Origin of the sequence: Pseudomonas fluorescens, assembly GCF_000802965.1 — a bacterium.
Lineage (GTDB): Bacteria > Pseudomonadota > Gammaproteobacteria > Pseudomonadales > Pseudomonadaceae > Aquipseudomonas > Aquipseudomonas fluorescens_A.
The window spans coordinates 184,647-209,639 of record NZ_JSAK01000010.1; the positions used below are offsets into that span (position 1 = coordinate 184,647).

Below are 24,993 nucleotides of genomic sequence, written 5' to 3' on the forward strand. Positions count from 1 at the left end.
AGGTCAGTTCCGGGGAGAAGTTGGGCGACCACCGAGACGTCGCCGCTCGATACATTCGTGGGCATAAGCGATGTCTGCCAGGCGCGTGAATTGTTGTGCCAGGCGCTGTGGCGCCTCTTCATCGGCATACAGTGGCAATGGCAATAGCAGGCTGAGTCGGCGCAGCGTTTGCAGCACCGTCCCGCGCTCACGGTGAGCGCTCAACAGCAAGCGTTCACCCAGGGCGCCGAGCAACAGCTGGTCGAGCTCATCGGGATAGGTCAACAGTCCCATGAGAAACACCAGCCAGTCGGATTCATCGGGGTTGTGACGGCAGATGAGCTCATCGCCGAGCAGGCCGCCGATGAACAAGCCATCGGCTGAACGCAGGCGCTTGAGGTCGGCCAGCCTGGCCAGCAGATCACCAAATTCCGCACGCGAGCAACTCGGGTCCTGTGCGCTGATGTCGGTGAGCAATGCATCTTCGATAAACACCAGCACACTCATGCGCCTGGGCGCGCCATACAACGCAATCCAGTCTTGATAGCAGCTGACAGGGCCTTCGTCCGACTCAAGAAAATCCCGATAGGTTTCGCGCAGCAGTCCCGCACGTACCGCCATGCTCGCGCCGAACATTCGGGCTTTGAGGGCCGTATTGATGCCCGCGTTCATACGCTTGGGCGAGACCTCGGCGAGCGCCGCCTGCAATGCCCGCTCGAGCCGTCGACGCGAGCCGGCATCGAGCCGTTTGCGGCGCAACAATTCCCGCAGCACCAACACCAGGTCACTGTCGTCGGGGAACAACCCGCGCAGCTGCTGCAGCAGCCAGGTATCAGGCTTGTCCGCCAGCCGCGCCAGACTCAGAACTCTCTGCACCTTGGGCAAGGTGTCGTCGTCGAGCACTCTTTCGAAGTTGTCTGTCACGGTGTCGGACTTGAGCTCGAGATTGCGCCGGCTGCGAAACTGCGCCAACGCCGCCGACATTTCGTCGCTGATCTGGACAAAGCGCTGTGCGACAGCCGCCGTACCGCTTTCATCCAGATCAACGTTCGCCTCCACTTGCGGTTGTGGATGCTCCGCGGCTTTCTCGGCATTCAGCCGCGCCTGGGCCGCTCGCCCCCCGCTGGAAATCGGTGGCAGGATCATTTTTCAGCAGCCCGGAAATAGGAGCGGCGTACACGTTCTTGCTGCTGCGGGGTCAGCACCCGCGGGACCAGTTCCGCGACGGGCTCAAGGGCGTCGAGGATTTCCTTGGGTTGAATCAGGAACACCCGCACCGTGTTGGCCGAGCGGTTCTGGCGATAGCTGAACAGGCGCCCGATCCACGGTATGGAACCCAATACCGGTATCCGTCCGATTTGCTCACTGTGGTCATCGCGGGTGAAACCGCCTACCAACAGACTCTTGCCCTGGGGCACCCGCGCCACCGTACTGATTCGCGTGCGACCAACCGTCGGCAGCGAGTTCGGACGTTCGCCCTGGCCGGGGTTTTCGACTTCGTTGCCGTCCTCGATATTGAGCGACATTTCAACCTCATCCGCCTGGGCGAAACGCGGCAGGACACTGACCAGCGTGCCGTAGGTCACGTGCTGCAAATCGACACTGCGCTCGCCCACCAGCGGGGCATAAAACGTACGGTTGTTGTCGAAGATCGCCGGCACGTTTTCCTGGGTCAGGATCACCGGTCGCGAGACTACGTTTGCGCGGTTGGTTCGCTCCAGCGCCATGACCTGAGTCACGAAGGAAACGCCATCGAGGGTGGTCGCCGAACCGGCATTGAGCGAGGCGGAAAACTTCCCGCCCGAATTCACCGTACCCTGCCAATTGATGCCCAGTTGATTGAGTTCGTCCTTGTGCAAATCAATGATCCACAACGACAGCTCCACGTGGCGCTTGGGCGTGTCCAGCGCACTCACCAGGTTCTCGATGAAACGCACTTGTTCCGGCAAACCCTTGACCAACAGGCTGTTGGTATCGGGATAAGCCACCACCCGGATATTTCCGGCGGCGACATCCCGCGCAATGATCCGCGGTGCGGCCGGGTCTTGATCCGAAGGTGAACTGGCCAGGCCTTCCAGGGGAAACGCCGGCATCAACCCCTGTGGTCGCTGTACCGGGGCTTGCGCCACCGAGGGCTCGACCTCGCGTTTCTCGCCCCGCAACAAGTCCTCGATCACGGTGGCCAGCCCGGGGATAGTCACCTTGTCATCGCGCAACTCATATTTGCGGTCACTGACAAAGGTGTTGCGCACCTGGATCACGCCGATCTGCTGCTTGCCCAGCAACAATTCCGAGCGCTGGTTATCCATCATCCCGGCTGCCTGCACCACCAGGTCGACATACATCGGCGGGCCAGACACATGGAAAGTCCGCAGACCGTCGTGGCGCAACGGATAACGGGGATCGTGCAGGCCGGAACGCTCGAGAAAGGCCTGGAGCTTGGCCACGGTGAGGGTCTGCAGGGACATCATCGAGCTTTTGAATTCCGAGGCGTTGTACAGGTAAATCGCCTGCCCATCGCTGTACCAGATCAAGCCCATTTGCGCGGCGATCCGCTCAAAGGTTCGCTGGGGTGTAAGCAAATCGAACGTACCGGAAACCCGCTTGGCCGAAGCAGCCTTGCTGACGATCACCGGCTTGCCGAGAGCCCCGGACAGCTCACTGAAAAAAGTGCGCGCACTCTGCTCACGCGCCTCGAAACTATAGACATTGGCCTGCGCAGCACCGGGTGCAAGCAGCAGCACAGCGTTAAGGCAGACGGAAAAAAGGGATAAAGAGAACAATCGGCAGTTCATCGGCTCACTTGCCTGGAAGGAAGGTAATATCGGCCAGGCTGCTGGGCGAGAACCCTACAAGCTCGCGGATTTCCTTGGAAAAATGCGAAGAAGAGGCGAAACCGAACTCCAGCGCGACATCCGTCAGCGAGCCGTCCTGCAGACTCATGTTCAACAGCGCCTGCGCCGTCCGCCAGCCACGCAAGACGGGCTTGGCCGCCGTACCCAGCGCCTGTCGACACAAACGACGGAAATGCGATACAGAAACGCCGTAGCGTTGCGCCAGGATGCTCAACTTTTCACTGTGCGTGCCTTGTTCCAGCAGAAAGCGCACAAGCCCGTAGCTCTCGGAATGACGCAGCACGCTGGCAAAGGCCTGATAGGCAGAACCACCGGACATGGCCTGCTCGATGTACCAGCGCTCAAGCGCCCTTTCCGGCTGGACAGACGCACGAGCCGCCGGCAATACCGCCCAGGAAGCCTGGCTGGATCGCTGGGCAGCCAGCGCTTCACCCAGATCGATGAATACCTGCAACTTCACCAGCGGTGCTTCTGCAATCGGCAGGGTCTGCACACTGCCTCTCACTTCAAACGTACCGTTCATCACGATCAGCCCTTCCCACCCGACAGGCAGGAAACAGACCGTCGCACACTGAGGCGAGACCAGATACGCGGGGGATTCGCTGACACGCAAATGCAGCAGCCGCTCGCTGAAACGGGCATGAGGGCAACTTGCGGCGCGTATTGATTCGATGTGCACGCCAACCTCCTTTGCGGCCTGACGATGTAGGTCGGCAGGATGAAAGACATGGCGCGTTGAATCCTGATGTAAAGCTGATGAACCCGCGATGGCATATGCCTTGCACCCGTTCACGCATCAGCACGCAGGCCAACGACGGAATGAGTGCAAGGACAATGGCGTCGTCATCCGGCCTGGCTTGTAGAAGGGTCTGGGACGACGTTTTTTTTGAAGGTGCGAAATCGATGAACGAACCATCAGCCGGGCCTCTGGCCTGGGTCAATGGCAGCGATGCCCCGGAAAAGACCGAAATCAACCTCGGCTTCATGGCCCTGAGCGACTGCGCCTCAGTGGTTGTCGCCGCGACCCAGGGCTTCGCCCAGCCCTACGGCCTGACCCTGAACCTCAAGCGCCAGTCGTCCTGGGCCAATCTGCGGGACAAACTGGTCAGCGGTGAACTCGATGCCGCCCATAGCCTGTACGGCTTGATCTATGCCGTGCACCTGGGCATCGGCGGCGTGGCCCCGACCGACATGGCCGTGCTCATGGGCCTGAACCAGAACGGCCAGAGCATCAATCTCTCCCATGGCTTGCAAGGTCTCGGCGTGACCGGTCCTGAAGCGCTTTTTCGGCATGTGCACCAAAGTCGCCCAAAACTGACGTTCGCCCAGACCTTTCCCACCGGCACCCACGCCATGTGGTTGTATTACTGGCTCGCCAGCCAGGGCATTCATCCGTTGCTGGACGTCGACAGCGTGGTGGTGCCGCCGCCGCAAATGGTCGCGCACCTGCAAGCGGGGCGCATCGATGGTTTCTGTGTCGGCGAGCCCTGGTCGGCCAGCGCGGTGCAGCAGGATCTTGGGTTCACCATGGCGACCACACAAACCATCTGGCCCGATCACCCGGAAAAGGTCCTGGGCTGCACGCGCGAATTCGTCGAGCAATACCCCAACACTGCCCGCGCTTTGGTGATGGCGATTCTGGAGGCCAGCCGTTTCATCGAAGAAAGCAGCGAGAACCGCCGCAGCACTGCGCAATTACTCAGCGCGCCGCAGTACCTCGATGCACCGCTGGACTGCATAGAACCTCGTTTGCTGGGCGACTACGCCGACGGCCTGGGTAATCGCTGGCAGGACCCGCATGCCTTGCGTTTCCATGGCGATGGCGAGGTCAATCTGCCGTACCTGTCCGATGGCATGTGGTTCATGACCCAGTTCCGTCGCTGGGGTTTGTTGCGCGACGACCCGGATTACCTCGCCGTGGCCCGCCAGGTCCAGCAACTAGACTTGTATCGTGAAGCGGCCAGCGCGGTTGGCGTCGCGGCACTGGGTAAAGAGATGCGCAGCAGCCAGTTGATCGACGGCAAGATCTGGGACGGTTCGGACCCGGCCGGCTATGCCAGCAGTTTCAAGCTGCACGCCATGAGCGATCGCTCAGCCCTTCTCGCCAGCCGCTGACAGGAGATTGCGAATATGTTGCGTATCCTGCTGATCAACGACACCGCGAAAAAAGTCGGACGCCTGAAAGCGGCCTTGACCGAAGCCGGGTTCGAGGTGATCGACGAGTCCGGCCTGACCATCGATCTGCCGGAACGCGTCGAAACGGTGCGCCCGGATGTGATTCTGATCGATACCGAGTCACCGAGCCGCGATGTGATGGAGCAAGTGGTGCTGGTCAGCCGTGATCAGCCACGACCAATCGTCATGTTTACCGACGAACACGACCCCGACGTGATGCGCCAGGCGATCAAGTCCGGGGTCAGCGCCTACATCGTCGAAGGCATTCACGCACAACGCTTGCAGCCGATTCTCGATGTGGCCATGGCGCGCTTTGAAAGCGACCAGGCCCTGCGCGCGCAACTGCATGCTCGTGACCAGCAACTGGCCGAGCGCAAGCGCATCGAGCTGGCTAAAGGGCTGCTGATGAAAATGAAGGATTGCAACGAGGAAGAGGCCTACACCCTGATGCGCCGCCAGGCCATGAGCCGCCAGCAGAAGCTGATTCAGGTGGCGGAGCAGATTATTGCCATGAGTGAATTGTTGGGCTGACTCGATCATCGTGGCGAGGGAGCTTGCTCCCGCTGGGCTGCGAAGCGGCCCCAAAACCTGCCAACTCGATAAACCTGTCACAACGCAACAGCAGGGTTTACGACGGCTCCGCCGCCGAGCGGGACGGTGCGGCGATCCGACAAGCTCCCTCGCCACAAAAGCGAACTGTTGGCACAGATCTCGCTAAGTAATCAACACAGGTAACCAACGGCGGTTGCCCCACCTACGACAAAGACGTCGCTCATCTCATTTGCCCCACGGCGAATCAGGTGGCGGCGTTTTTTAGTTTTGGCCCCATTGCCCGGGGCCGGTGGTGCAGCCCTTTCGGCGCCCACCAGCATGACTCCCGTTCGAGACTCCTATCAGCTGAGGTGCGCGATGAATTCAAGCTTCTGGAAATCCGGCCATACCCCGACCCTGTTCGCGGCCTTCCTCTACTTCGACCTGAGCTTCATGGTTTGGTACTTGCTCGGCCCCCTGGCCGTACAAATCGCCGGCGACCTGCACTTGACCACCCAGCAACGCGGCATGGTCGTGGCCACGCCGATTCTGGCCGGAGCGATACTGCGCTTTGCGATGGGCATGCTGGCTGATCGTCTGTCGCCAAAAACCGCCGGCCTGATCGGTCAGGTGATCGTGATCTGCGCCTTGTTCGGCGCCTGGAAACTCGGCATCCACAGCTACGAGCAAGCGCTGCTGCTGGGGCTGTTCCTCGGCATGGCCGGCGCGTCCTTCGCCGTGGCCCTGCCCTTGGCGTCGCAATGGTATCCGCCACAGCATCAAGGCAAGGCGATGGGCATCGCCGGGGCCGGGAACTCGGGCACGGTACTGGCCGCATTGATTGCACCGGTGCTGGCCGCGGCGTTTGGCTGGAGCAACGTGTTTGGCTTCGCGCTGATCCCGCTGATCCTGACGCTGATCGTCTTCGCCTGGTTGGCCAAAAACGCGCCTGAGCGGCCGAAAGCCAAATCGATGGCTGACTACTTCAAGGCCTTGGGCGACCGCGACAGCTGGTGGTTCATGTTTTTCTACAGTGTCACCTTCGGTGGCTTCATCGGCCTGGCCAGCGCCCTGCCCGGCTATTTCAACGACCAATATGGCCTGAGCCCGGTGACCGCCGGCTACTACACCGCGGCGTGCGTGTTCGGTGGCAGCCTGATGCGGCCATTGGGTGGCGCACTGGCTGACCGTTTCGGCGGGATTCGCACCTTGCTGGCCATGTACACCGTGGCCGCGATCTGCATCGCTGCCGTCGGTTTCAACCTGCCGAATTCCTACGCGGCACTGGCGCTGTTCGTCTGCACCATGCTCGGTTTGGGTGCGGGTAATGGCGCGGTGTTCCAATTGGTCCCACAACGTTTCCGTCGCGAGATCGGCGTCATGACCGGCCTGATCGGCATGGCTGGCGGCATCGGCGGTTTCGCCCTGGCGGCGGGCATGGGCGCGATCAAGCAAAGCACCGGCAGCTATCAGATGGCGTTGTGGTTGTTCGCCAGTCTCGGTGTTCTCGCCTGGTTCGGTCTGCACGGCGTCAAACGTCGCTGGAGAACCACTTGGGGCTCGGCCGCTGTGACCGCTGCCCGGGTGTGAGGGCTGAATGAGCCTGCAACTGAGTTTCGCGGAAGCCAGCGCCACCGGCCCTCGCGAAGAAAACCAGGACGCCCTGCGCCTGGTCACGCCCGCCCCGGCGCTGGCGGCGAGCAAGGGTTACCTGTTCGCCATCGCCGACGGCGTCAGCCAGTGCGCCGATGGCGGCCTGGCTGCGCGCTCGACTTTGCAGGCGCTGGCACTGGACTACTACGCCACCCCGGAAACCTGGGGTGTCGCCCAGGCGCTGGATCGTTTGCTGCTGGCACAAAACCGTTGGCTGCAATCCAACGGCGGTGGGCAACCGCTGCTGACCACGGTCAGCGCATTGGTCATGCGGGGACGACGCTTTACCCTGGCCCACGTCGGCGATTGCCGGGTCTATCGCTGGCACGCCGAGCAGTTGCAGCGAATCAGCGAAGATCACGTCTGGGACCAACCGGGCATGCAGCATGTGCTCAAACGGGCACTGGGCCTCGATCAGCATCTGGTACTGGATTTCCTCGACGGCGAATTGCGCGTCGATGAAAGCTTCGTGCTGCTCAGCGACGGGATCTGGGCCGTACTCGGTGACACGGCGATTGCCGCGATTCTGCGTGACCAACCGGATCTGCACAGAGCCGCGCAGACGCTGGTGAACGCCGCGCATCTGGCCGGCAGCCAGGACAACGCCAGCGCCTTGCTGGTGCGGGTCGATGCCCTCGGCGAAACCAGCATCGGCGATGCGTTGATTCATTTGCAGCAATGGCCGCTGCCGCCAGCATTGAAACCGGGTCAGGACTTCGAGGGCTGGCAGGTCGAAGGGATTCTCGGTCAGAGCCAGCAATCGCTGCTCTATCGGGTGCGCGACAGTCAGCAACTACCCTGGTTGTTGAAAACCCTGCCCGGCCACCTGCGCGACGACCATCAGGCCGGGCAAGCGCTGCTCTCGGAAGAATGGTTTCTCAAGCGTGTGGCCGGGCGGCACTTTCCTGAAGTACATGCCGCCAGTCAGCGTCAGCATCTGTATTACGTGATGCGCGAATATTCCGGGACGACCCTCGCGCAGTTGCACGAGCGAAGCGGACCTCTGCCGCTGGCGCAATGGCAAGACTTGGCCGAACGGCTGCTGCGCGCGGTCGGTATGCTGCATCGGCGGCAGATCCTGCACCGCGACATCAAGCCTGAAAACCTGTTGCTGGGGGATGACGGCGAATTGCGCCTGCTGGATTTTGGTCTCGCCTATTGCCCGGGGCTGTCTGAAGATCAGGTCTCCACGCTGCCGGGAACCCCCTCCTACATCGCTCCGGAAGCTTTTCTCGGTGAAGTGCCGACACCACAACAGGATCTGTATGCGGTGGGTGTGACCTTGTATTTTTTGCTGACCGGACATTATCCCTACGGAGAAGTCGAAGCTTTCCAGCGTCCACGGTTCGGGATTCCGGTCAGCGCCAGTCGCTATCGTCCGGACCTGCCGGAATGGATCGCGCAAAGTCTTGAACGCGCGGTGGCGGCGGATCCGGATCAGCGCTTTGAAACGGCGGAAGAGTGGTTGTTGCTGATGGAGCAGGGAGAACGACGCAGTTTGAGCGTACGGCCCAAGCCGCTGCTGGAGCGTGAACCGCTGAAGGTGTGGCGGACATTGGCGTTGGTGTCGTTGGTGGTGAATCTGCTGCTGTTGTTTTGTTTGCTTCACTAAGTATGTGTCGAACCCAATCCACTGTGGCGAGGGAGCTTGCTCCCGCTGGGCTGCGAAGCAGACCCTGACATTTTGCGACCGCTTCGCGGTCGAGCGGGAGCAAGCTCCCTCGCCACAGTTTTCTTCTGCGCCAACACCGGGCGCCCCGCCTCGAATCGGTGCAGGAACATTGAATCTGCTCCTGAGCACCAGCCAAAAACCCACTAAATCCGCTTCCTTAACGACTTGGCACAACCACTGCATTACCTTTCCCACTACACATAAAGTGCAGCCCTCAACGATGACGGCTGCACTTCCCGAGAGAACGGGACCGGACAAAGGCGTCCTCGCTAGGCAACTAGCGGGACGCCTTTTTTTGTTTGCGCAAAATCGTCGAGCAAGACCTGAACGCCTGATGAGGCAGGTCTGAGTTCCCCGGAGAACCTGATGAAAAAACTAAAACTGGTGATGATCGGCAACGGCATGGCCGGGGTACGGACCCTGGAAGAACTGCTGAAACTGAGCAACGAGCTGTACGACATCACGGTCTTCGGCGCAGAACCCCACGCCAACTACAACCGCATCCTGCTGTCGCCGGTGTTGGCGGGCGAACAGACTTTCGATGAGATCGTGCTAAACGATCTGAACTGGTACCTGGAAAACAACGTCAAGCTGCTGCTTAACCGCAAAGTCGTCGAGATTGACCGAATCAAACGCCGGGTCATCGCCGAAGACGGCACCGTGGCCGACTATGATCGCCTGCTGATCGCTACCGGTTCGAGCCCGTTCATCCTGCCGATTCCCGGCAATACCTTGCAGGGCGTGATTGGCTACCGCGACATCGCCGACACCCAGGTCATGATCGACAGCGCAAAAACCCACAAGCATGCGGTGGTGATCGGCGGTGGACTGCTCGGCCTGGAAGCCGCCAATGGCCTGATGCTGCGCGGCATGCACGTCACCGTGGTGCACAACGGTGAATGGCTGCTGGAGCGGCAACTGGACAAAACCAGCGGCCAACTGCTGCAAACTGCCCTGGAGACTCGCGGCCTGCACTTTCGCCTGTGCGAACAAACCCAGGCCCTGCACGATGCCGGCAATGGCCGGGTGGGTTCGATCGAATTCAAGAACGGCGACACCATCCCCGCCGACCTGGTGGTGATGGCCGCCGGCATTCGCCCCAACATCGAACTCGCGGAAAAGTCCGGCATCCCTTGCGCCCGCGGCATCCTGGTCAACGACACGATGCAAACCTATGACCCACGGGTCTACGCCATCGGCGAATGCGCCAGCCATCGCGGGATCGCCTATGGCCTGGTGGCGCCGTTGTTCGAACAGGCCAAGGTCTGCGCCAATCACTTGGCCCAGCTGGGATTCGCCACCTACAAGGGTTCGGTGACCTCGACCAAATTGAAAGTCACCGGCATCGACCTGTTTTCCGCTGGCGACTTCATGGGTGGCGAAGGCACCGAAACCATCACCCTTTCCGACCCCATCGGCAGGATCTACAAGAAACTGGTGATCAAGGATGACGTGCTGGTGGGCGCCTGCCTGTACGGCGATACGGCGGATGGTGGCTGGTACTTCAACCAGATCCGTGAGCACCAGAGCATTGACGAAATTCGTGATCACCTGATGTTCGGCCAGTCCTTTGCCATTGAACAAGCCGTGGGTGATGGCGGACTTGCACGGGAAGTCGCCTGATGGACCGCCAGATCACCGCTTCCACCTGCTGCTACTGCGGGGTTGGCTGCGGCGTACTGATCGACCATGACGGCGACCGCATCCTCGGCGTCAGCGGCGATCCGGCCCACCCGGCCAACTTCGGCAGACTGTGCAGCAAAGGTTCGACATTGCACCTGACCGGCGACCTGACGGCCCGCGCCTTGTACCCCGAATTGCGCCTGGGCAAAGGCCTGGCACGGACCCGTACCGATTGGGACACGGCCCTCGATCACGCCACCCAGGTTTTCGCGCAAACCATCGCCGAACATGGTCCGGACAGCGTCGCCTTCTACATCTCCGGGCAACTGCTGACCGAGGATTACTACGCTTTCAACAAACTGGCCCGAGCGCTGGTGGGCACTAACAACATCGACAGCAATTCACGGCTGTGCATGTCGTCGGCGGTGGTGGGCTACAAGCGCAGCCTCGGCGCCGATGCACCGCCCTGCAACTACGAAGACCTGGAGTTGAGCGATTGCGTGATGATCGTCGGCAGCAACATGGCCTACGCCCACCCAGTGCTTTTTCGTCGCCTTGAAGAAGCCAAATCCCGGCGCCCGCAGATGAAAATCATCGTGATCGACCCGCGTCGTACCGACACCTGCGATTTGGCTGACTTGCACCTGGCGATTCTTCCGGGCACCGATGTCGCCTTATTCCATGGGATTTTGCACCTGTTGTTGTGGGAAGACTGGGTCGATCGCGACTTCATCGAGGCGCACACCCAAGGCCTGACCGAGTTGAAACAACTGGTGCACGATTACACCCCGCAAATGGTTGCGCAGTTGTGCGGGATCAGTGTCGAACAGTTGCGCCAATGCGCGGAATGGGTCGGCACGTCACCAAGTTTCCTGTCGCTGTGGTGCATGGGCCTGAATCAGTCCACGGCCGGCAGCGCCAAAAACAGCGCCCTGATTAACCTGCACTTGGCGACCGGGCAAATCGGCCGCCCCGGTGCAGGACCTTTCTCGCTCACCGGTCAGCCGAATGCCATGGGCGGGCGGGAAACCGGGAGTCTGTCGAACTTGCTGCCCGGCCATCGCGAGGCCGCCAACGCCGAACACCGCGCTGAAGTGGCGTCCTACTGGGGGGTTGAACAACTCCCGGCCAGCACCGGGCTCACCGCCATTGAGCTGTTCGAGCAGGTGCGCAACGGCACAATCAAGGCGCTGTGGATCGCTTGCACCAACCCGGCGCAATCGATGCCGGATCAAACCGCCGTGCGCTCAGCCCTGGAAGCCTGCCCGTTCGTGGTGTTGCAGGAAGCCTTTCGCACCACCGAAACCGCGACTTTTGCCGACCTGCTGCTGCCCGCTGCCAGCTGGGGCGAAAAGGACGGCATGGTGACCAACTCCGAACGGCGCATTTCCCATGTCCGCAAGGCCATCGTCGCCCCCGGTGAAGCACGGCCGGACTGGGCGATCACCGTCGATTTCGCACAACGCCTGGAAAAACATCTGCGTCCCGGGCAAACCAGTCTGTTTGCCTTTGAAACCCCGTCGCAGGTATTCGATGAGTACAAGCAACTGACGCGCGGACGGGACCTGGACTTGTCCGGCATCAGCCATGGCTTGATCGACCGTCTCGGCCCGCAACAGTGGCCCTTCCCAATGGATGCCAGCGCAGGCACCGCGCGCTTGTATGGCGACGGTGTTTTCCCGACCGCCAGCGGCCGGGCGCAGTTCGTCGCCGATCCGTTTCGCGCCGCCAAGGAACAGCGGGATGCGCATTTCCCCCTGACCCTGATCACCGGCCGCCTGCGCGATCAATGGCACGGCATGAGTCGCACCGGCACCGCCGCGCAGCTATTCGGCCACGTCAGCGAAGCGTTGTTGAGCCTGCACCCGGATGATCTGCGCCAGTACCACTTGCAACCGGGCGATCTGGTCAGCCTGAAAAGTCGACGCGGCGCACTGATCGTTCCGGTCAGCAGCGACGATAACGTACGCCCCGGCCAAGCGTTTTTGCCCATGCATTGGGGTGACCGCTTTCTCAAGGGCGGGGTGAACAGCCTTACGCTTCCCGCCTTCGATCCGCTGTCGAAGCAACCGGAACTCAAGCACAGCGGCGTGCGTCTGGAACCCGTTAATTTGCCGTGGAAGCTGTTTGCGCTGATCGAAGGCGATGTTCAACGGCATTTTGAGACGCTACGACCGCTGTGTGAGGCATTTTCCTACGTCAGCCTGAGCCTGACAGGTCGAGAACGCCCTGCGCTGCTTATACGCGCTGCCAGCGCCACAGCGCCGCAACCGCAATGGCTACGGGAACTCGATCAATGCCTGGGACTGCACGAAGGTCCGGTGCTGGCCTATGACGACCCCAAGCGCTCCATCGGCAAACGGGTTCGCATCGAAAACGGGCGAATCACCGCCATTCGCCTGGCCGGTGAGACCCTCGCCCAGCACTGGCTGCAAAACCTCTGGCTCGAGGGTCGCGCCGACGAACAACTGCGGCGCTGGCTGCTGGCGCCGCTAAGCGCACCGCCGGGCAATGCCGGCACAGCCGCTATCGGCAACAAGACCCTGTGCAACTGCAAGAACGTCAGCCAAAGCGCGGTCTGTGCCGGTATCGCTCGGGGTCTGGACTTGCAGGGGCTGAAATCAGAATTGGGCTGCGGCACGCAATGCGGCTCGTGCGTCCCGGAAATCAAGCGTTTGCTGGTCGCCACTGCGCGGCCGGTCGCCGTCGTCTCGTGAGGAAAACACTATGAACGCAAAAGTCTGGCTGGTGGGTGCGGGACCTGGTGATCCGGAATTGTTGACGCTCAAAGCCGTGCGAGCGCTGAGAGAAGCGGACGTCGTGCTGATCGATGATTTGGTGAATGACGCGGTACTTGAACACTGCAGCAACGCTCGGATCATTCCGGTGGGTAAACGCGGCGGTTGTCGCTCCACGCCGCAAGCGTTCATTCATCGGCTGATGCTGCGGTATGCGCGCCACGGCAAATGTGTGGTTCGGCTCAAGGGTGGCGATCCGTGCATTTTCGGGCGCGGCGGTGAAGAAGCACAGTGGCTGCGCGAACGCGGGGTTGAGGTGGAGCTGGTCAATGGCATCACGGCCGGCCTCGCTGGCGCAACTCAGTGCGATATCCCGTTGACCTTGCGCGGTGTTGCGCGTGGCGTGACGCTGGTCACCGCCCACACTCAGGACGGTAGCAGCCTGAACTGGCAGGCACTGGCCCAGGGCGGTACGACCTTGGTGATCTACATGGGCGTGGCCAAGCTCAGCGAAATTCGCGAACAACTGCTGGCGGGGGGAATGGCGGCGGACACGCCGGTGGCGATGATTGAAAACGCTTCCCTGCCCCATCAGCGGGAATGTCGGAGTGATCTGACGGCGATGGAGGAAGATGCCTGCGCCTTCCAGCTCAAAAGCCCTGCCATTCTGGTAATCGGCGCGGTTGCGGCAGTTTGCGAGGAGATCAAAAGATCGCAGCCTTCGGCAGCGCCTACAGGAATCTACGCGCACTCCCTGTAGGAGCTGCCGCAGGCTGCGATCCTTTCGCGGCAACGCCTGATTCACGCTGAAACACCAAATCGCAGACAAAGAAAAGCCCGGCCTAAGCCGGGCTTTTCTCAGAGCTGCGAGCTAATTACTTAGCTTGAGCTTCAACCTGCGCTTCTACGCGACGGTTTACAGCGCGGCCAGCGTCAGTTTTGTTGTCAGCAACTGGGCGGGATTCGCCGTAGCCAACAGACTGAACGCGGGACGATTCAACACCGTACTGGTTGGTCAGAACTTGCTTAACGGCGTTTGCACGACGCTCAGACAGTTTCTGGTTGTAAGCGTCAGGACCGACGGAGTCAGTGTGACCTTCAACAGTAGTGGTGGTGGATGGGTACTGCTTCATGAAGTCAGCCAGGTTTTTGATGTCGCCGTAGCTGTTAGGCTTGACTACCGACTTGTCGAAGTCGAACTTCACGTCCAGCTCAACACGAACAACTTCAGCAACTGCTGGGCAGCCGTCAGCGTCAACAGTTACGTTGGCTGGGGTGTCCGGGCACTTGTCAACGTTGTCGCAAACGCCATCGTTGTCGCTGTCGGAGCAGACTTCTGGAGCTGGAACTGGAGCAGGAGCTGGTTTGGAGCCGCCGCCGAAGTTCACACCGATACCAACGCTAGGAGCCCACTCGGTGTTGCCCTGGTCGATGTTGTATTGAGCTTCAACGCCAGCACGGGCGTAGAAGTTCTCGGTGAAGTACAGCTTGGCACCGCCACCAACGTTGGCGAAGGTGGAACGGTTACGGCCGTTCGAACCATTCTGGTCGATGCTCTGGTCGGAGAAACCGCCAGAGAGGTACGGACGCACCATGTCGCCTGGGTTGTTGAAGTGGTACAGAGCGTCCAGAGCGGTGTTAGCGCCTTTAACGTTCTGGCCATCATCGGTAACGGCGTTGTGGACTTCGTCGTAGGACAGACGCAGCTCAACGTCGTCAGTCAGGAAGTAACCGATCGAACCACCCGGCAGAATGCCGTCGTTCTTGAAGTTACGGTCGCTATCGAAATATTGCTTCTTTGCGTAGCCTTCGATTTCAACTGCGCCTTGGCCCTGTGCCAGAGCGCCGAACGAAGTGGCGGCAATAAGAGAACCAATGGCCAAGCCCAAGGTGTTTTTCAGTTTCATCCGTTAAATCCCCATCTGGTGATTGTGAAGCAGTCCCGCAAACCGGGGGACAACTCGGCGGCAAGTCTATCAGAACTTGCCTACACGTAAGAGATATTTGCGCCGAACTAAGTTTCAGCAATGCCTGCAAATTTCTCACGCAATTTATCTAGAGCGCGTTTGTACCGCATTTTTGTTGCACTCAAACCCATGTGCATTATGTCTGCGATTTCCTGAAATTCCAGTTCTGCGACAAATCGTAGCACCAAAATTTCACGGTCAATCGGGTTCACATACACCAACCAGCGATCAAGTCCACCTTTCTCCTCGGGTTTCGGCGCCTTTTCTTCGGACGCTTCTTCGAGGGGGTCCAGACTTAAAGCATCCATCAAGCGACGCTTTCGCCGTTCCTTTCGATACTGTGTGATGCACTCGTTGTACGTGATGCTATATAGCCATGTCTTGAACTTCGATTTGCCCTCGAAGTTCTTCAGGCCATACAGCACCTTCAACATGACCTCCTGACAGACATCGTCTGCGTCGCGATCGTTCCCAAGATATCGTGCACAGACGTTAAATAATGTTCGCTGGTAACGCCGCATCAGTTCTTCATAGGCGCGCGTTACGTGAAACAGCTCGGTATGCGAGCGCGCGACCAACTCCTCATCAGAGAGCTCGCGGGGGTCGTAGCGCATGGATAGCGATTGGGCTTTATTCAAAACAAGTCGGGCCGACAGTCAGGTCAATGTCCGCCGCAGCCAGCATCAGCGGCATTTTTTGCGGCGGCATACATTAGCAGGGTTTGCCGGGTTAGCGGCTACTCACATGCTGCTCGAGAAGGATCCGATTGGAGAGAGAGACTAGCTCACCCTCATCGGTCAGCAATGTGGTTTTAACCGTGCCGATCTCTTCGATCTGACCTTCGACCTCGCCAACACGTACTTGTTGCCCAACCTGATACAACTCACGCACATAGATTCCCGCAAGAATCTGACCAGCAATTTCACGGCTTCCCAGCCCCATGGCCAAGGCTACTGCCAGACCAACGGTGATCAATACGATGACAATGACATGGTTAAGCAGATCAGTCTTGACTTCCAGCTGACTGATCGCCACCGAGATACTGATGATGATCACCAGGCCCTGGGCAATTCGCCCCAACCCTGAAGCATAGTCCAGGCCTACGCCTTCTGCCGCACCGCGCACCAGCCCGTTGGCCAGTTGCGCCAGCAAAACACCCACCAGTAGCACCAGCGCGGCACCGAATACCTTCGGTAAATACAACGCAAGCATATCCAGCGTAGCTGAAACTCTTTCAAGTCCAAGGGATTCTGCGGCAGAAACGAGAAAAATAAGCAGAACGAACCAATAAACGATTTTTCCGATCAGCGTCGAGATCGGAACCTGGAGTCCGGCACGCGACAATAGCTTTGTCAGACCGGTGCCGCCCATCAGGCGATCGAGGCCCAGTTTGGCGAGCAATTTGGAAAGCAGTGTGTCCAGCAACTTGGCCACGACGAAACCCAGAAGCAGCACAACCAGTGCGCCGAACAGGTTCGGAATGAAGTTCGCAATCTTGGTCCATAACGCAGTCATTGCAGTGACGAGGCTCTGTGTCCAGAGATCAAGTTCCATATTCAATCAGCCTTATCAGCAGTGCGAACAGTAGGTTTACGAAGACGGGATACCGGCGCGACATGGGCCGATCCATTATTCAGGGCGATCATCAGCGCGGGCAGCCAGCGGCCCAGCAGGCTGAACAAATCGCCGGCGCCGACCTGGCGGTTGGCGGTTTTCAGTACACGATCAAGGCACGCATCGTCGTCCCGGGTGGACGGTGATGACTTGAGCATGTCACGCAAAGACTGTTCAAACGGATCGTGCATACGCACCTCTCGTGATGTCTGTGAAAGACGCGGTCAATTTTGCCCGGGTCACATGCTTTACTTTCAAACCCAGCGCAAACGGCGGAACAACCACCACTGCCCGATGGCCACCGAGACCATCAGCAGGCACGCTACGAGGAAGCCATACGGGCTCGCAGAAAATGGTATTCCCCCGACATTGATCCCCAAAAGACCGGTCAGAAAACTCATCGGCAAAAAGATCCCGGTGATGATGCCGAAGCGATACATCGTGCGGTTCATACGCACGCTCAAGCGTCGGTCTTCAGCCTCCAGCACCAGCCCCACCCGCTCGCGGGTCAATTCCAGCTCCTCAAGATAGCGGGTCAGGCTGTTGTTCAATTCGTTCCAGTAATCACCATCGTCGTCGACGAACCAGGGCAATTTGATCCGCGTCAGCTGACCGAAAATGTCCCGCTGCGGAGCGAGAAACCGCTTCAACGCAGCCGCGCGCCGCCGTATCTGCAAAATGGACCCGTGCTCCGGCGTATACCGTTCGTCGGAGTCCAGCTTTTCTTCTTCCTCGTCGACCACTTCCGAGAGGCAACTGACCAGATCCTGCACCTTGTTGGTGAGGTACTGCGCCATATAAAGGATGAGTTCGGAAGCGGTTTTCGGCCCCTTGCCTTCCGCCAATTGCACCAGCAACTCTTCAGTGGCGCGCAATGGACGTAAACGCAGGGAAATCACCCGTTGGGCGGAACCGAAGATCCGCACCGAGACCATGTCCTCTGGCTCGGCACCCGGATTCAGGTTGACCCCACGCAAAAATAGCAGCAGTTCGCTGTCGGGAAGCTGTAGTAAACGCGGACGGGTGTTCTCTTCAAGTAACAGGTCGCAGCTGAATTCACTCAGGCCACTGGATTTGCGCAGCCAGGTCTGGGTTTGCGGGTGACTGCGATCCCAGTGCAGCCACAGGCTTTCATGGGCCTGCAGCTGCAAGTCATCGAGTTCTGTCCGGGCAATCGAACGCGCACCACCTTTACCGTTCAGCACCAGGGCATGCACCAGCCCCCATTGCGCGTTTTCTTCCTCGAACATCCGCATTCCTTTGGTCGGTCTTACTCAGGCATTTTCAGGGGACTCGGCGAGACGATCACGCCGTTGTTATCCGCGTAGATGTAGTGGCCTGGATGGAAGGTCACGCCGGCGAAGGTCACGGCGACGTTGAGATCGCCGATGCCGCGCTTGTCGGTTTTCATCGGGTGACTGGCCAGGGCCTGAACCCCCAGGTCGGTTTGCGCGATGACGTCGACGTCACGGATGCAACCGTAGATTACCAGCCCTTCCCAACCGTTTTTCGCGGCTTTCTCGGCGATCATGTCGCCGAGCAGCGCACGACGCAGGGAGCCACCGCCATCGACCACCAACACCTTGCCGTTGCCCTTGAGTTCGGCTTGCTCTTTGACCAGCGAGTTGTCTTCGAAGCACTTGATGGTCACGATCTCGCCGCCGAAAGAATCACGGCCGCCGAAGTTGCTGAACATCGGTTCCAGCACCTGCACCAGCTCCGGATAGGCGTCGCACAGGTCAGGCGTGAGGTAATGGTTCATCGAGAAACTCCTGTAAAGAGGAAGAAAGCACGAACATCACTACTGCTTCGGTCATCGAAAATGACCGGAACAGCTCAATGCGTCATATCTTAGCCGCAAGCCGATCAGAGCGAAATGCCCTTGATAGAGCGTCCAGCTTAGATCGCCGCAGCCAAATCCGCTTTATCGCCGAGCAACGGCACCTGCTGATCCACCAGCCACTTGGCAACTAATGGCCAGACTTCTGTCTGGGCGGCTTTGCTGACCAACATTTCCACATGACCGAAATTATCGGTAAAACCCTGTTCGCGACCCAGGTTGATAAATTGCTTGTGCTCGGAACCCAACTGATCAAACAACTTGCGACAAGCCCAGTCCGGATCTTGATGGTCGTTCACTGCGCTAACGGCCAAAACCGGCACTTGAACGTTAGCCAATCCTGCCCACCAGTCCTTGTCGGCATCGCCAAAGCGCCCGAACAGGCCATACCAGCGCATGCTTTCCAGGGCCAGGCCAATCGGCTCGTCCTCCGGACCGCGCTTGAGTCGAGAACCGGACAACTGGGCAAAACGCTTGAGAATGAACCGCCCGCTCCACTCGACCGGGGGAATCTTCAATGGCCAGTAGGTGCGGCTCATTTGCGTGCCAAAGAACGCGGCGGACGCGACTACAGGTTCGCCGATGTATTCACCGCCGAGCGCCGCCGCCAGGGTAATCCCACCCAGCGAGTGGCCGATCCAGTGCGGGACCTGGCCGCTTTGCTCGCGAACGAACGCGCCAATGGCCGGCAGATCGTAACGCGCGTAGTCGGCGACGCGGTTCTTGCGGTAGTTCTGGTTGCGCTGGGACAAGCCGTGACCGCGCATTTCCGGAATCCACACATCGAATCCCAGGCGCGTCAGATGGGCACCAAGCCCCAGCCCTTTTGGCGAAAACCAGAACCGGCGATTGGAAAAACTGCCGTGCAACAGGATCACCGGCACCCCGCGCACCGACGATTCGTCGGCCATGCCAAGGCGCGTCACAGCCAGTTCGACGGTGAAGTCGGGGCTGTTACCGGGTTTTAAACGATAGACATCTTCGCTCAGATCGCCGCGCCGCTCGGCGCTGATCAGGGCGACAGGAAATAGGTTGCTGCTGCTTTGCATAATCTCTTGCACAAAAAAGGGCGGCATCCAGATGGAGCCCGCCCTGCTTGAATCTCAAAAGGCCGCTCCCTGTAGGAGCGAGCCCTGCTCGCGAAGAACTTCCGGACACCGCGTTTATTCAGGATAAACGCGTAATCGTTGACGTCCATCGCGAGCAGGCTCGCTCCTACAGAGAGCGGCCCGTTTACACCGGATCAGGCCGAAGCTTGACCTTCCGCCAGGAAGAACCAGGTTTCCAGTACGGAATCGGGGTTCAACGAAACGCTTTCGATGCCCTGCTCCATCAGCCACTTGGCCAGGTCCGGGTGGTCCGAAGGACCCTGACCGCAGATGCCGATGTACTTGCCGGCCTTGTTGCACGCGGCAATGGCGTTGGCCAGCAGCTTCTTGACCGCCGGATTACGCTCGTCAAACAAGTGAGCGATGATCCCGGAGTCACGGTCCAGGCCCAGAGTCAGCTGAGTCAGGTCGTTGGAGCCGATGGAGAAGCCGTCGAAGAATTCGAGGAACTCTTCAGCCAGGATCGCGTTGGACGGCAGCTCGCACATCATGATGATGCGCAGGCCGTTTTCGCCACGGGCCAGGCCGTTTTCCGCCAGCAGATCGATTACCTGGCTGGCTTCGCCCAAGGTACGGACGAACGGCACCATGATTTCAACGTTGGTCAGGCCCATCTCGTTGCGCACGCGCTTGAGGGCGCGGCACTCGAGTTCGAAGCAGTCACGGAACGATTCGCTGATGTAACGCGACGCACCACGGAAGCCCAGCATCGGGTTTTCTTCTTCCGGCTCGTAGAGCTTGCCGCCGATCAGGTTGGCGTATTCGTTGGACTTGAAGTCCGACAGGCGCACGATGACCTTTTTCGGCGTGAACGCTGCAGCCAGAGTGCTGATGCCTTCGACCAGCTTGTCGACGTAGAAGTCGACCGGATCGTTGTAACCGGCGATGCGCTTGTCGACGCTTTCCTTGATGTCCTGCGGCAGACCGTCGTAGTTCAACAGCGCTTTCGGGTGCACCCCGATCATGCGGTTGATGATGAACTCCAGACGGGCCAGGCCCACACCGGCGTTCGGCAGCTGTGCGAAGTCGAACGCGCGGTCCGGGTTGCCGACGTTCATCATGATCTTGAACGGCAGATCCGGCATGGCGTCCACGGAGTTCTTCTTGATGTCGAAGCCCAGTTCGCCTTCGAAGATGAAACCGGTGTCGCCTTCAGCGCAGGAAACGGTCACACCCTGGCCGTCTTTCAACAGCTGCGTGGCGTTACCGCAGCCCACTACGGCCGGGATGCCCAGTTCACGAGCGATGATCGCCGCGTGGCAGGTACGGCCGCCACGGTTGGTGACGATGGCGCTGGCGCGCTTCATGACCGGTTCCCAGTCCGGGTCGGTCATGTCGGACACCAGTACGTCGCCGGGCTGGACTTTGTCCATCTCGGACACGTCCTTGATGATACGGACCTTGCCGGCGCCGATGCGCTGGCCGATGGCACGGCCTTCCACCAGCACGGTGCCGGTTTCTTTCAGCAGGTAACGTTCCATGACGTTGGCCTGGGTGCGGCTCTTCACGGTTTCCGGACGGGCCTGCACGATGTACAGCTTGCCGTCGTCACCGTCCTTGGCCCATTCGATGTCCATCGGGCACTCGTAGTGCTTCTCGATGATCATCGCCTGCTTGGCCAGCTCGCTGACTTCGGCGTCGGTCAGGCAGAAACGCGCGCGCTCGGCCTTGTCGACATCGATGGTCTTGACCGAACGGCCGGCCTTGGCCTCGTCGCCGTAGATCATCTTGATGGCTTTGCTGCCCAGGTTGCGGCGCAGGATCGCAGGGCGACCGGCGGCCAGCGTGCCTTTGTGGACGTAGAACTCATCCGGGTTCACCGCGCCTTGTACGACGGTTTCACCCAGGCCGTAGGCGCCGGTGATGAACACCACGTCACGGAAGCCCGACTCGGTGTCGAGGGTGAACATCACGCCGGCGGTGCCGGTTTCGGAGCGGACCATGCGCTGTACGCCGGCCGACAGGGCAACCAACTTGTGGTCGAAGCCCTGGTGCACGCGATAGGAAATCGCGCGGTCGTTGAAAAGGGATGCGAACACCTCTTTGGCGGCGCGAATGACGTTTTCGACACCACGGATGTTCAGGAAGGTTTCCTGCTGACCGGCGAAGGAAGCGTCCGGCAAGTCTTCGGCGGTAGCGGAAGAGCGCACGGCCACGGCCATGTCAGGGTTGCCGGCGGACAGCGTGGCGAACGCGGTGCGGATTTCGGCATTCAGTTTTTCAGGGAACTCGGCTTCCATGATCCATTGACGGATCTGGGCACCGGTTTTGGCCAGGGCATTGACATCGTCGACGTCCAGGGCGTCGAGGGCGGCATGGATCTGATCGTTCAAGCCGCTCAGTTCCAGGAAATCACGATAAGCCTGAGCGGTCGTGGCGAAGCCACCGGGCACCGATACACCGGCACCTGCAAGGTTGCTGATCATCTCGCCCAGGGATGCGTTCTTGCCCCCCACATGCTCAACATCGTGTTTGCCGAGCTTATCGAGGGAAACTACGTACTCTACCAAGGTGATCTCTCCACTAACTGTGTTGGAAAAGCTCAGAAGCCGGCTGCTCGACAGAGCATTTTCCGGCTGTATGGCCTGGACCTGGAAAATAAGTGAGAATGCGGGCCATTGGCGGCCGACAAATCGCGCCTATCATATCCAAGATTCGTCACTAGCTTAAGGCCCAAGGTGCAAATGAAACGATCTGCTTTCTTTATCTCCGATGGCACCGGCATTACTGCCGAAACCCTGGGTCAAAGCCTCCTGGCGCAGTTCGAAAACATTACCTTCAGCAAAGTCACGCGGCCGTACATCGACAACGTGGACAAAGCGCGGGCCATGGTACAACAAATCAACAAAGCCGCCGAAACCGACGGCTTCCGTCCGATTATCTTCGATACCATCGTCAATCAGGACATCCGTGAGATCCTCGCGACTTCCAATGGTTTCATGATCGACATTTTCTCGACCTTCCTCGCGCCCCTTGAGCAGGAACTGACCGAGCATTCTTCCTACACCGTCGGCAAGTCCCACTCCATCGGCGCCAACACCAATTACATGGAGCGTATCGAGGCGGTGAACTTCGCCCTCGACAACGACGACGGCGCCCGCACGCACTATTACGACAAGGCCGACCTGATTCTGGTTGGCGTGTCGCGTTGCGGCAAAACCCCGACCTGCCTGTACATGGCCATGCAATTCGGCATCCGCGCGGCCAACTACCCGCTGACCGAAGACGACATGGAACGCCTGCAACTGCCAAGTGCCCTGCGCGCCCACCAGCACAAGCTGTTCGGCCTGACCATCGACCCGGACCGCCTCACCGCGATCCGCAACGAGCGCAAGCCCAACAGCCGCTATTCGAGCTACGCGCAATGCGAGTTCGAAGTGCGCGAGGTGGAAAACCTGTTTCGCCGCGAGAACATTCCGAACATCAATTCCACGCATTTCTCCGTGGAAGAAATCTCCGCGAAGATTCTCGTGGAGAAAGGTGTGGAGCGGCGTTTCAAGTAATTACACACATCCCTGCAGGAGCTGCCGCTGGCTGCGATTTTTTGACTTTTTCTTTTAAAAACAAGATCAAAAGATCGCAGCCTGCGGCAGCTCCTACAGGGGTTTATCTAGATCACAAATAAATCCACAAACCGGTTCACCGGTGTCGCTTCAAGCTTCTGCTGATCTTTGCACAACGCAAAAATCTCCTCGCTACGTTGACGGGTGAATCGTGTCAGCAAGTTCGTCTTGAACTTGTCCTCCAGCAATGGAATGCCCTCGGCACGCCGCCGACGATGCCCAATCGGGTATTCCACCACCACGTTTTCGGTGCTGGAGCCATCCTTGAAAAACACCTGGATCGCATTGGCGATCGAGCGCTTGTCGGCTTCCAGGTATTCACGGGTGTAAACCGGGTTTTCGACGATGACCATTTTCTCGCGCAGCACGTCGATGATCGGATGCGCCTTGTGGAAATCATCCTCGTAGTGCTCGGCCACCAGATTGCCGAAGGCCAATGGCACAGCGGTCATGTACTGGATGCAGTGATCGCGATCAGCAGCATTGGCCAGCGGGCCGACCTTGGAAATGATGCGAATCGCCGATTCGTGCGTGGTGATGACGATTCTGTCGATTTCGTGCAGACGATTTCGAACCTGCGGATGCAAGGTGACGGCCGCTTCGCAAGCCGTTTGCGCATGGAACTCGGCAGGGAAACTGATCTTGAACAGTACGTTTTCCATCACATAACTGCCGTACGGCCGCGAGAAACTGAAAGCCCGTTTGTCCTCAGGCTTGAGCGCCAGATCCTTGTTGGTATGGCTGAACAGTACGTCGTAGAAACCCCACTGCTGGGCACTCAATACACCGGGAATGCCCATCTCGCCACGCATGGCGATATCTGCCAGGCGCACACCCCGACTGGACGCGTCCCCCGCCGCCCACGACTTGCGCGAGCCGGCATTTGGCGCATGACGATAAGTGCGCAATGCCTGACCATCGGCGAACGCGTGGGACAACGCCGAGAGCAACTGCTCGCGGTTGGCGCCCATCAGTTTGGCGGTGACGGCGGTCGAAGCGACTTTCACCAGGATGACGTGATCGAGGCCGACGCGGTTGAACGAGTTTTCCAGGGCGATTACGCCTTGAATTTCGTGGGCCATGATCATTGCTTCGAGGACCACGCGAACCGTCAACGGCGCATCGCCATTGGCCAGACGTTTTTGCGACAAGTGATCCGCCACCGCGAGAATGCCGCCGAGGTTATCCGACGGATGGCCCCACTCGGCTGCGAGCCAGGTGTCGTTGTAGTCGAGCCAGCGCACGATGCAGCCGATGTCCCACGCCGCCTTGACCGGGTCGAGTCGAAACGAGGTTCCCGGTACACGGGCGCCGCACGGGACAACAGTGCCTTCTACAATCGGGCCCAAATGCTTGGTGCACTCGGGAAAACGCAGAGCCAGCAGACCGCAGCCGAGGGTGTCCATCAGGCAGTTGCGGGCGGTATCAAGGGCTTCCCGGGACTCGATTTTGTAATTCAGGACGTAATCGGCAATGTCTTGCAAGACCGGGTCGTAGTCCGGACGATTGTTGAGGTCAACGTTGGCGCTCATGTTGTTCTATCCCCATGTGGGAGCTGGCTTGCCAGCGATAGCGGTGTCTCACATGACAATGATGTTGAATTTGACGGCCTCTTCGCTGGCAAGCCAGCTCCCACAGGATGGTGGTGTCGTCTGTAGGAGCCGGCTTGCTGGC

19 protein-coding genes and 1 pseudogene are annotated in these 24,993 nt (G+C 59.5%); 8 read left to right on the forward strand and 12 right to left on the reverse strand.

What is annotated here, in order from left to right; genetic code table 11:
* Positions 1-3: 3 nt before the first annotated feature.
* The 3 genes from sctW to NL64_RS10095 are packed head-to-tail and all read right to left on the reverse strand — an operon-like array spanning position 4 to position 3,513.
* The gene (sctW, locus tag NL64_RS10085) at positions 4-1,125 is read right to left on the reverse strand and encodes a type III secretion system gatekeeper subunit SctW (RefSeq protein WP_034147975.1); all 1,122 of its coding nucleotides are present in this window, start codon (positions 1,123-1,125) and stop codon (positions 4-6) included.
* Positions 1,122-2,774 carry a type III secretion system outer membrane ring subunit SctC gene (gene sctC, locus NL64_RS10090; protein ID WP_034147976.1) on the reverse strand — a complete coding sequence of 551 codons (1,653 nt, stop codon included), beginning with the start codon at positions 2,772-2,774 and terminating at the stop codon, positions 1,122-1,124. Before sctC ends, sctW begins: the two co-directional genes overlap by 4 nt.
* Before the next feature lie 4 nt (positions 2,775-2,778).
* The gene (locus tag NL64_RS10095) at positions 2,779-3,513 is read right to left on the reverse strand and encodes a helix-turn-helix domain-containing protein (protein WP_034147977.1); all 735 of its coding nucleotides are present in this window, start codon (positions 3,511-3,513) and stop codon (positions 2,779-2,781) included.
* 224 nt (positions 3,514-3,737) lie between these two features.
* Between NL64_RS10095 and NL64_RS10100 the strand changes: the two genes are divergently transcribed.
* From NL64_RS10100 to cobA, 7 genes and pseudogenes are all read left to right on the forward strand, one after another.
* Positions 3,738-4,949 (forward strand): CmpA/NrtA family ABC transporter substrate-binding protein, encoded by a 1,212-nt coding sequence (locus tag NL64_RS10100; RefSeq protein WP_034147978.1) that lies wholly within the window; start codon positions 3,738-3,740, stop codon positions 4,947-4,949.
* Positions 4,950-4,964: 15 nt separating this feature from the next.
* The gene (locus NL64_RS10105; RefSeq protein ID WP_008056396.1) at positions 4,965-5,540 is read left to right on the forward strand and encodes an ANTAR domain-containing response regulator; all 576 of its coding nucleotides are present in this window, start codon (positions 4,965-4,967) and stop codon (positions 5,538-5,540) included.
* Positions 5,541-5,918: 378 nt separating this feature from the next.
* Positions 5,919-7,130, forward strand: coding sequence for a nitrate/nitrite transporter (locus NL64_RS10110; RefSeq protein WP_034147979.1), 1,212 nt, complete (start codon positions 5,919-5,921; stop codon positions 7,128-7,130).
* Positions 7,131-7,137: 7 nt separating this feature from the next.
* On the forward strand, positions 7,138-8,805 hold the full coding sequence (locus tag NL64_RS10115; protein WP_034147980.1) for a bifunctional protein-serine/threonine kinase/phosphatase: 1,668 nt from the start codon (positions 7,138-7,140) through the stop codon (positions 8,803-8,805).
* Positions 8,806-9,231: 426 nt separating this feature from the next.
* Positions 9,232-10,467 (forward strand): annotated as a pseudogene (locus NL64_RS10120) (NAD(P)/FAD-dependent oxidoreductase); the annotation flags it as partial.
* 20 nt (positions 10,468-10,487) lie between these two features.
* Positions 10,488-13,205: a nitrate reductase gene (locus NL64_RS10125; protein ID WP_034147981.1), complete on the forward strand. Its 2,718-nt coding sequence runs from the start codon at positions 10,488-10,490 to the stop codon at positions 13,203-13,205.
* Positions 13,206-13,215: 10 nt separating this feature from the next.
* Positions 13,216-13,986, forward strand: a complete 771-nt coding sequence (gene cobA, locus NL64_RS10130) for a uroporphyrinogen-III C-methyltransferase (protein ID WP_034147982.1) — start codon at positions 13,216-13,218, stop codon at positions 13,984-13,986.
* 115 nt (positions 13,987-14,101) lie between these two features.
* On the opposite strand, the gene NL64_RS10135 is transcribed toward cobA, so the two are convergent.
* The 8 genes from NL64_RS10135 to ppsA all read right to left on the reverse strand — a co-directional run bounded on the left by NL64_RS10135 (position 14,102) and on the right by ppsA (position 22,266).
* Entirely contained in the window at positions 14,102-15,133 is a 1,032-nt protein-coding gene (locus tag NL64_RS10135) for an OmpA family protein (RefSeq protein WP_034147983.1), read from the reverse strand.
* Between the two features lie 107 nt (positions 15,134-15,240).
* Positions 15,241-15,831 carry an RNA polymerase sigma factor SigX gene (gene sigX, locus NL64_RS10140; RefSeq protein ID WP_075949123.1) on the reverse strand — a complete coding sequence of 197 codons (591 nt, stop codon included), beginning with the start codon at positions 15,829-15,831 and terminating at the stop codon, positions 15,241-15,243.
* A gap of 91 nt (positions 15,832-15,922) precedes the next feature.
* Positions 15,923-16,747, reverse strand: a complete 825-nt coding sequence (locus tag NL64_RS10145) for a mechanosensitive ion channel family protein (protein WP_034147984.1) — start codon at positions 16,745-16,747, stop codon at positions 15,923-15,925.
* A gap of 2 nt (positions 16,748-16,749) precedes the next feature.
* Entirely contained in the window at positions 16,750-16,998 is a 249-nt protein-coding gene (locus NL64_RS10150; protein ID WP_034147985.1) for a hypothetical protein, read from the reverse strand.
* A gap of 63 nt (positions 16,999-17,061) precedes the next feature.
* The gene (locus NL64_RS10155) at positions 17,062-18,057 is read right to left on the reverse strand and encodes a zinc transporter ZntB (RefSeq protein WP_034147986.1); all 996 of its coding nucleotides are present in this window, start codon (positions 18,055-18,057) and stop codon (positions 17,062-17,064) included.
* Between the two features lie 20 nt (positions 18,058-18,077).
* Positions 18,078-18,569, reverse strand: a complete 492-nt coding sequence (rraA, locus tag NL64_RS10160; RefSeq protein ID WP_008061717.1) for a ribonuclease E activity regulator RraA — start codon at positions 18,567-18,569, stop codon at positions 18,078-18,080.
* 137 nt (positions 18,570-18,706) lie between these two features.
* Positions 18,707-19,696, reverse strand: a complete 990-nt coding sequence (locus NL64_RS10165; RefSeq protein ID WP_034147987.1) for an alpha/beta fold hydrolase — start codon at positions 19,694-19,696, stop codon at positions 18,707-18,709.
* A gap of 194 nt (positions 19,697-19,890) precedes the next feature.
* Positions 19,891-22,266, reverse strand: coding sequence for a phosphoenolpyruvate synthase (ppsA, locus tag NL64_RS10170; RefSeq protein WP_034147988.1), 2,376 nt, complete (start codon positions 22,264-22,266; stop codon positions 19,891-19,893).
* 174 nt (positions 22,267-22,440) lie between these two features.
* Between ppsA and ppsR the strand changes: the two genes are divergently transcribed.
* On the forward strand, positions 22,441-23,259 hold the full coding sequence (gene ppsR, locus NL64_RS10175; protein ID WP_008048584.1) for a posphoenolpyruvate synthetase regulatory kinase/phosphorylase PpsR: 819 nt from the start codon (positions 22,441-22,443) through the stop codon (positions 23,257-23,259).
* Positions 23,260-23,366: 107 nt separating this feature from the next.
* Here the strand turns inward: ppsR and prpD are convergent, their stop codons facing one another.
* Positions 23,367-24,851 carry a 2-methylcitrate dehydratase gene (prpD, locus tag NL64_RS10180; RefSeq protein WP_034147989.1) on the reverse strand — a complete coding sequence of 495 codons (1,485 nt, stop codon included), beginning with the start codon at positions 24,849-24,851 and terminating at the stop codon, positions 23,367-23,369.
* Positions 24,852-24,993 lie beyond the last annotated feature (142 nt).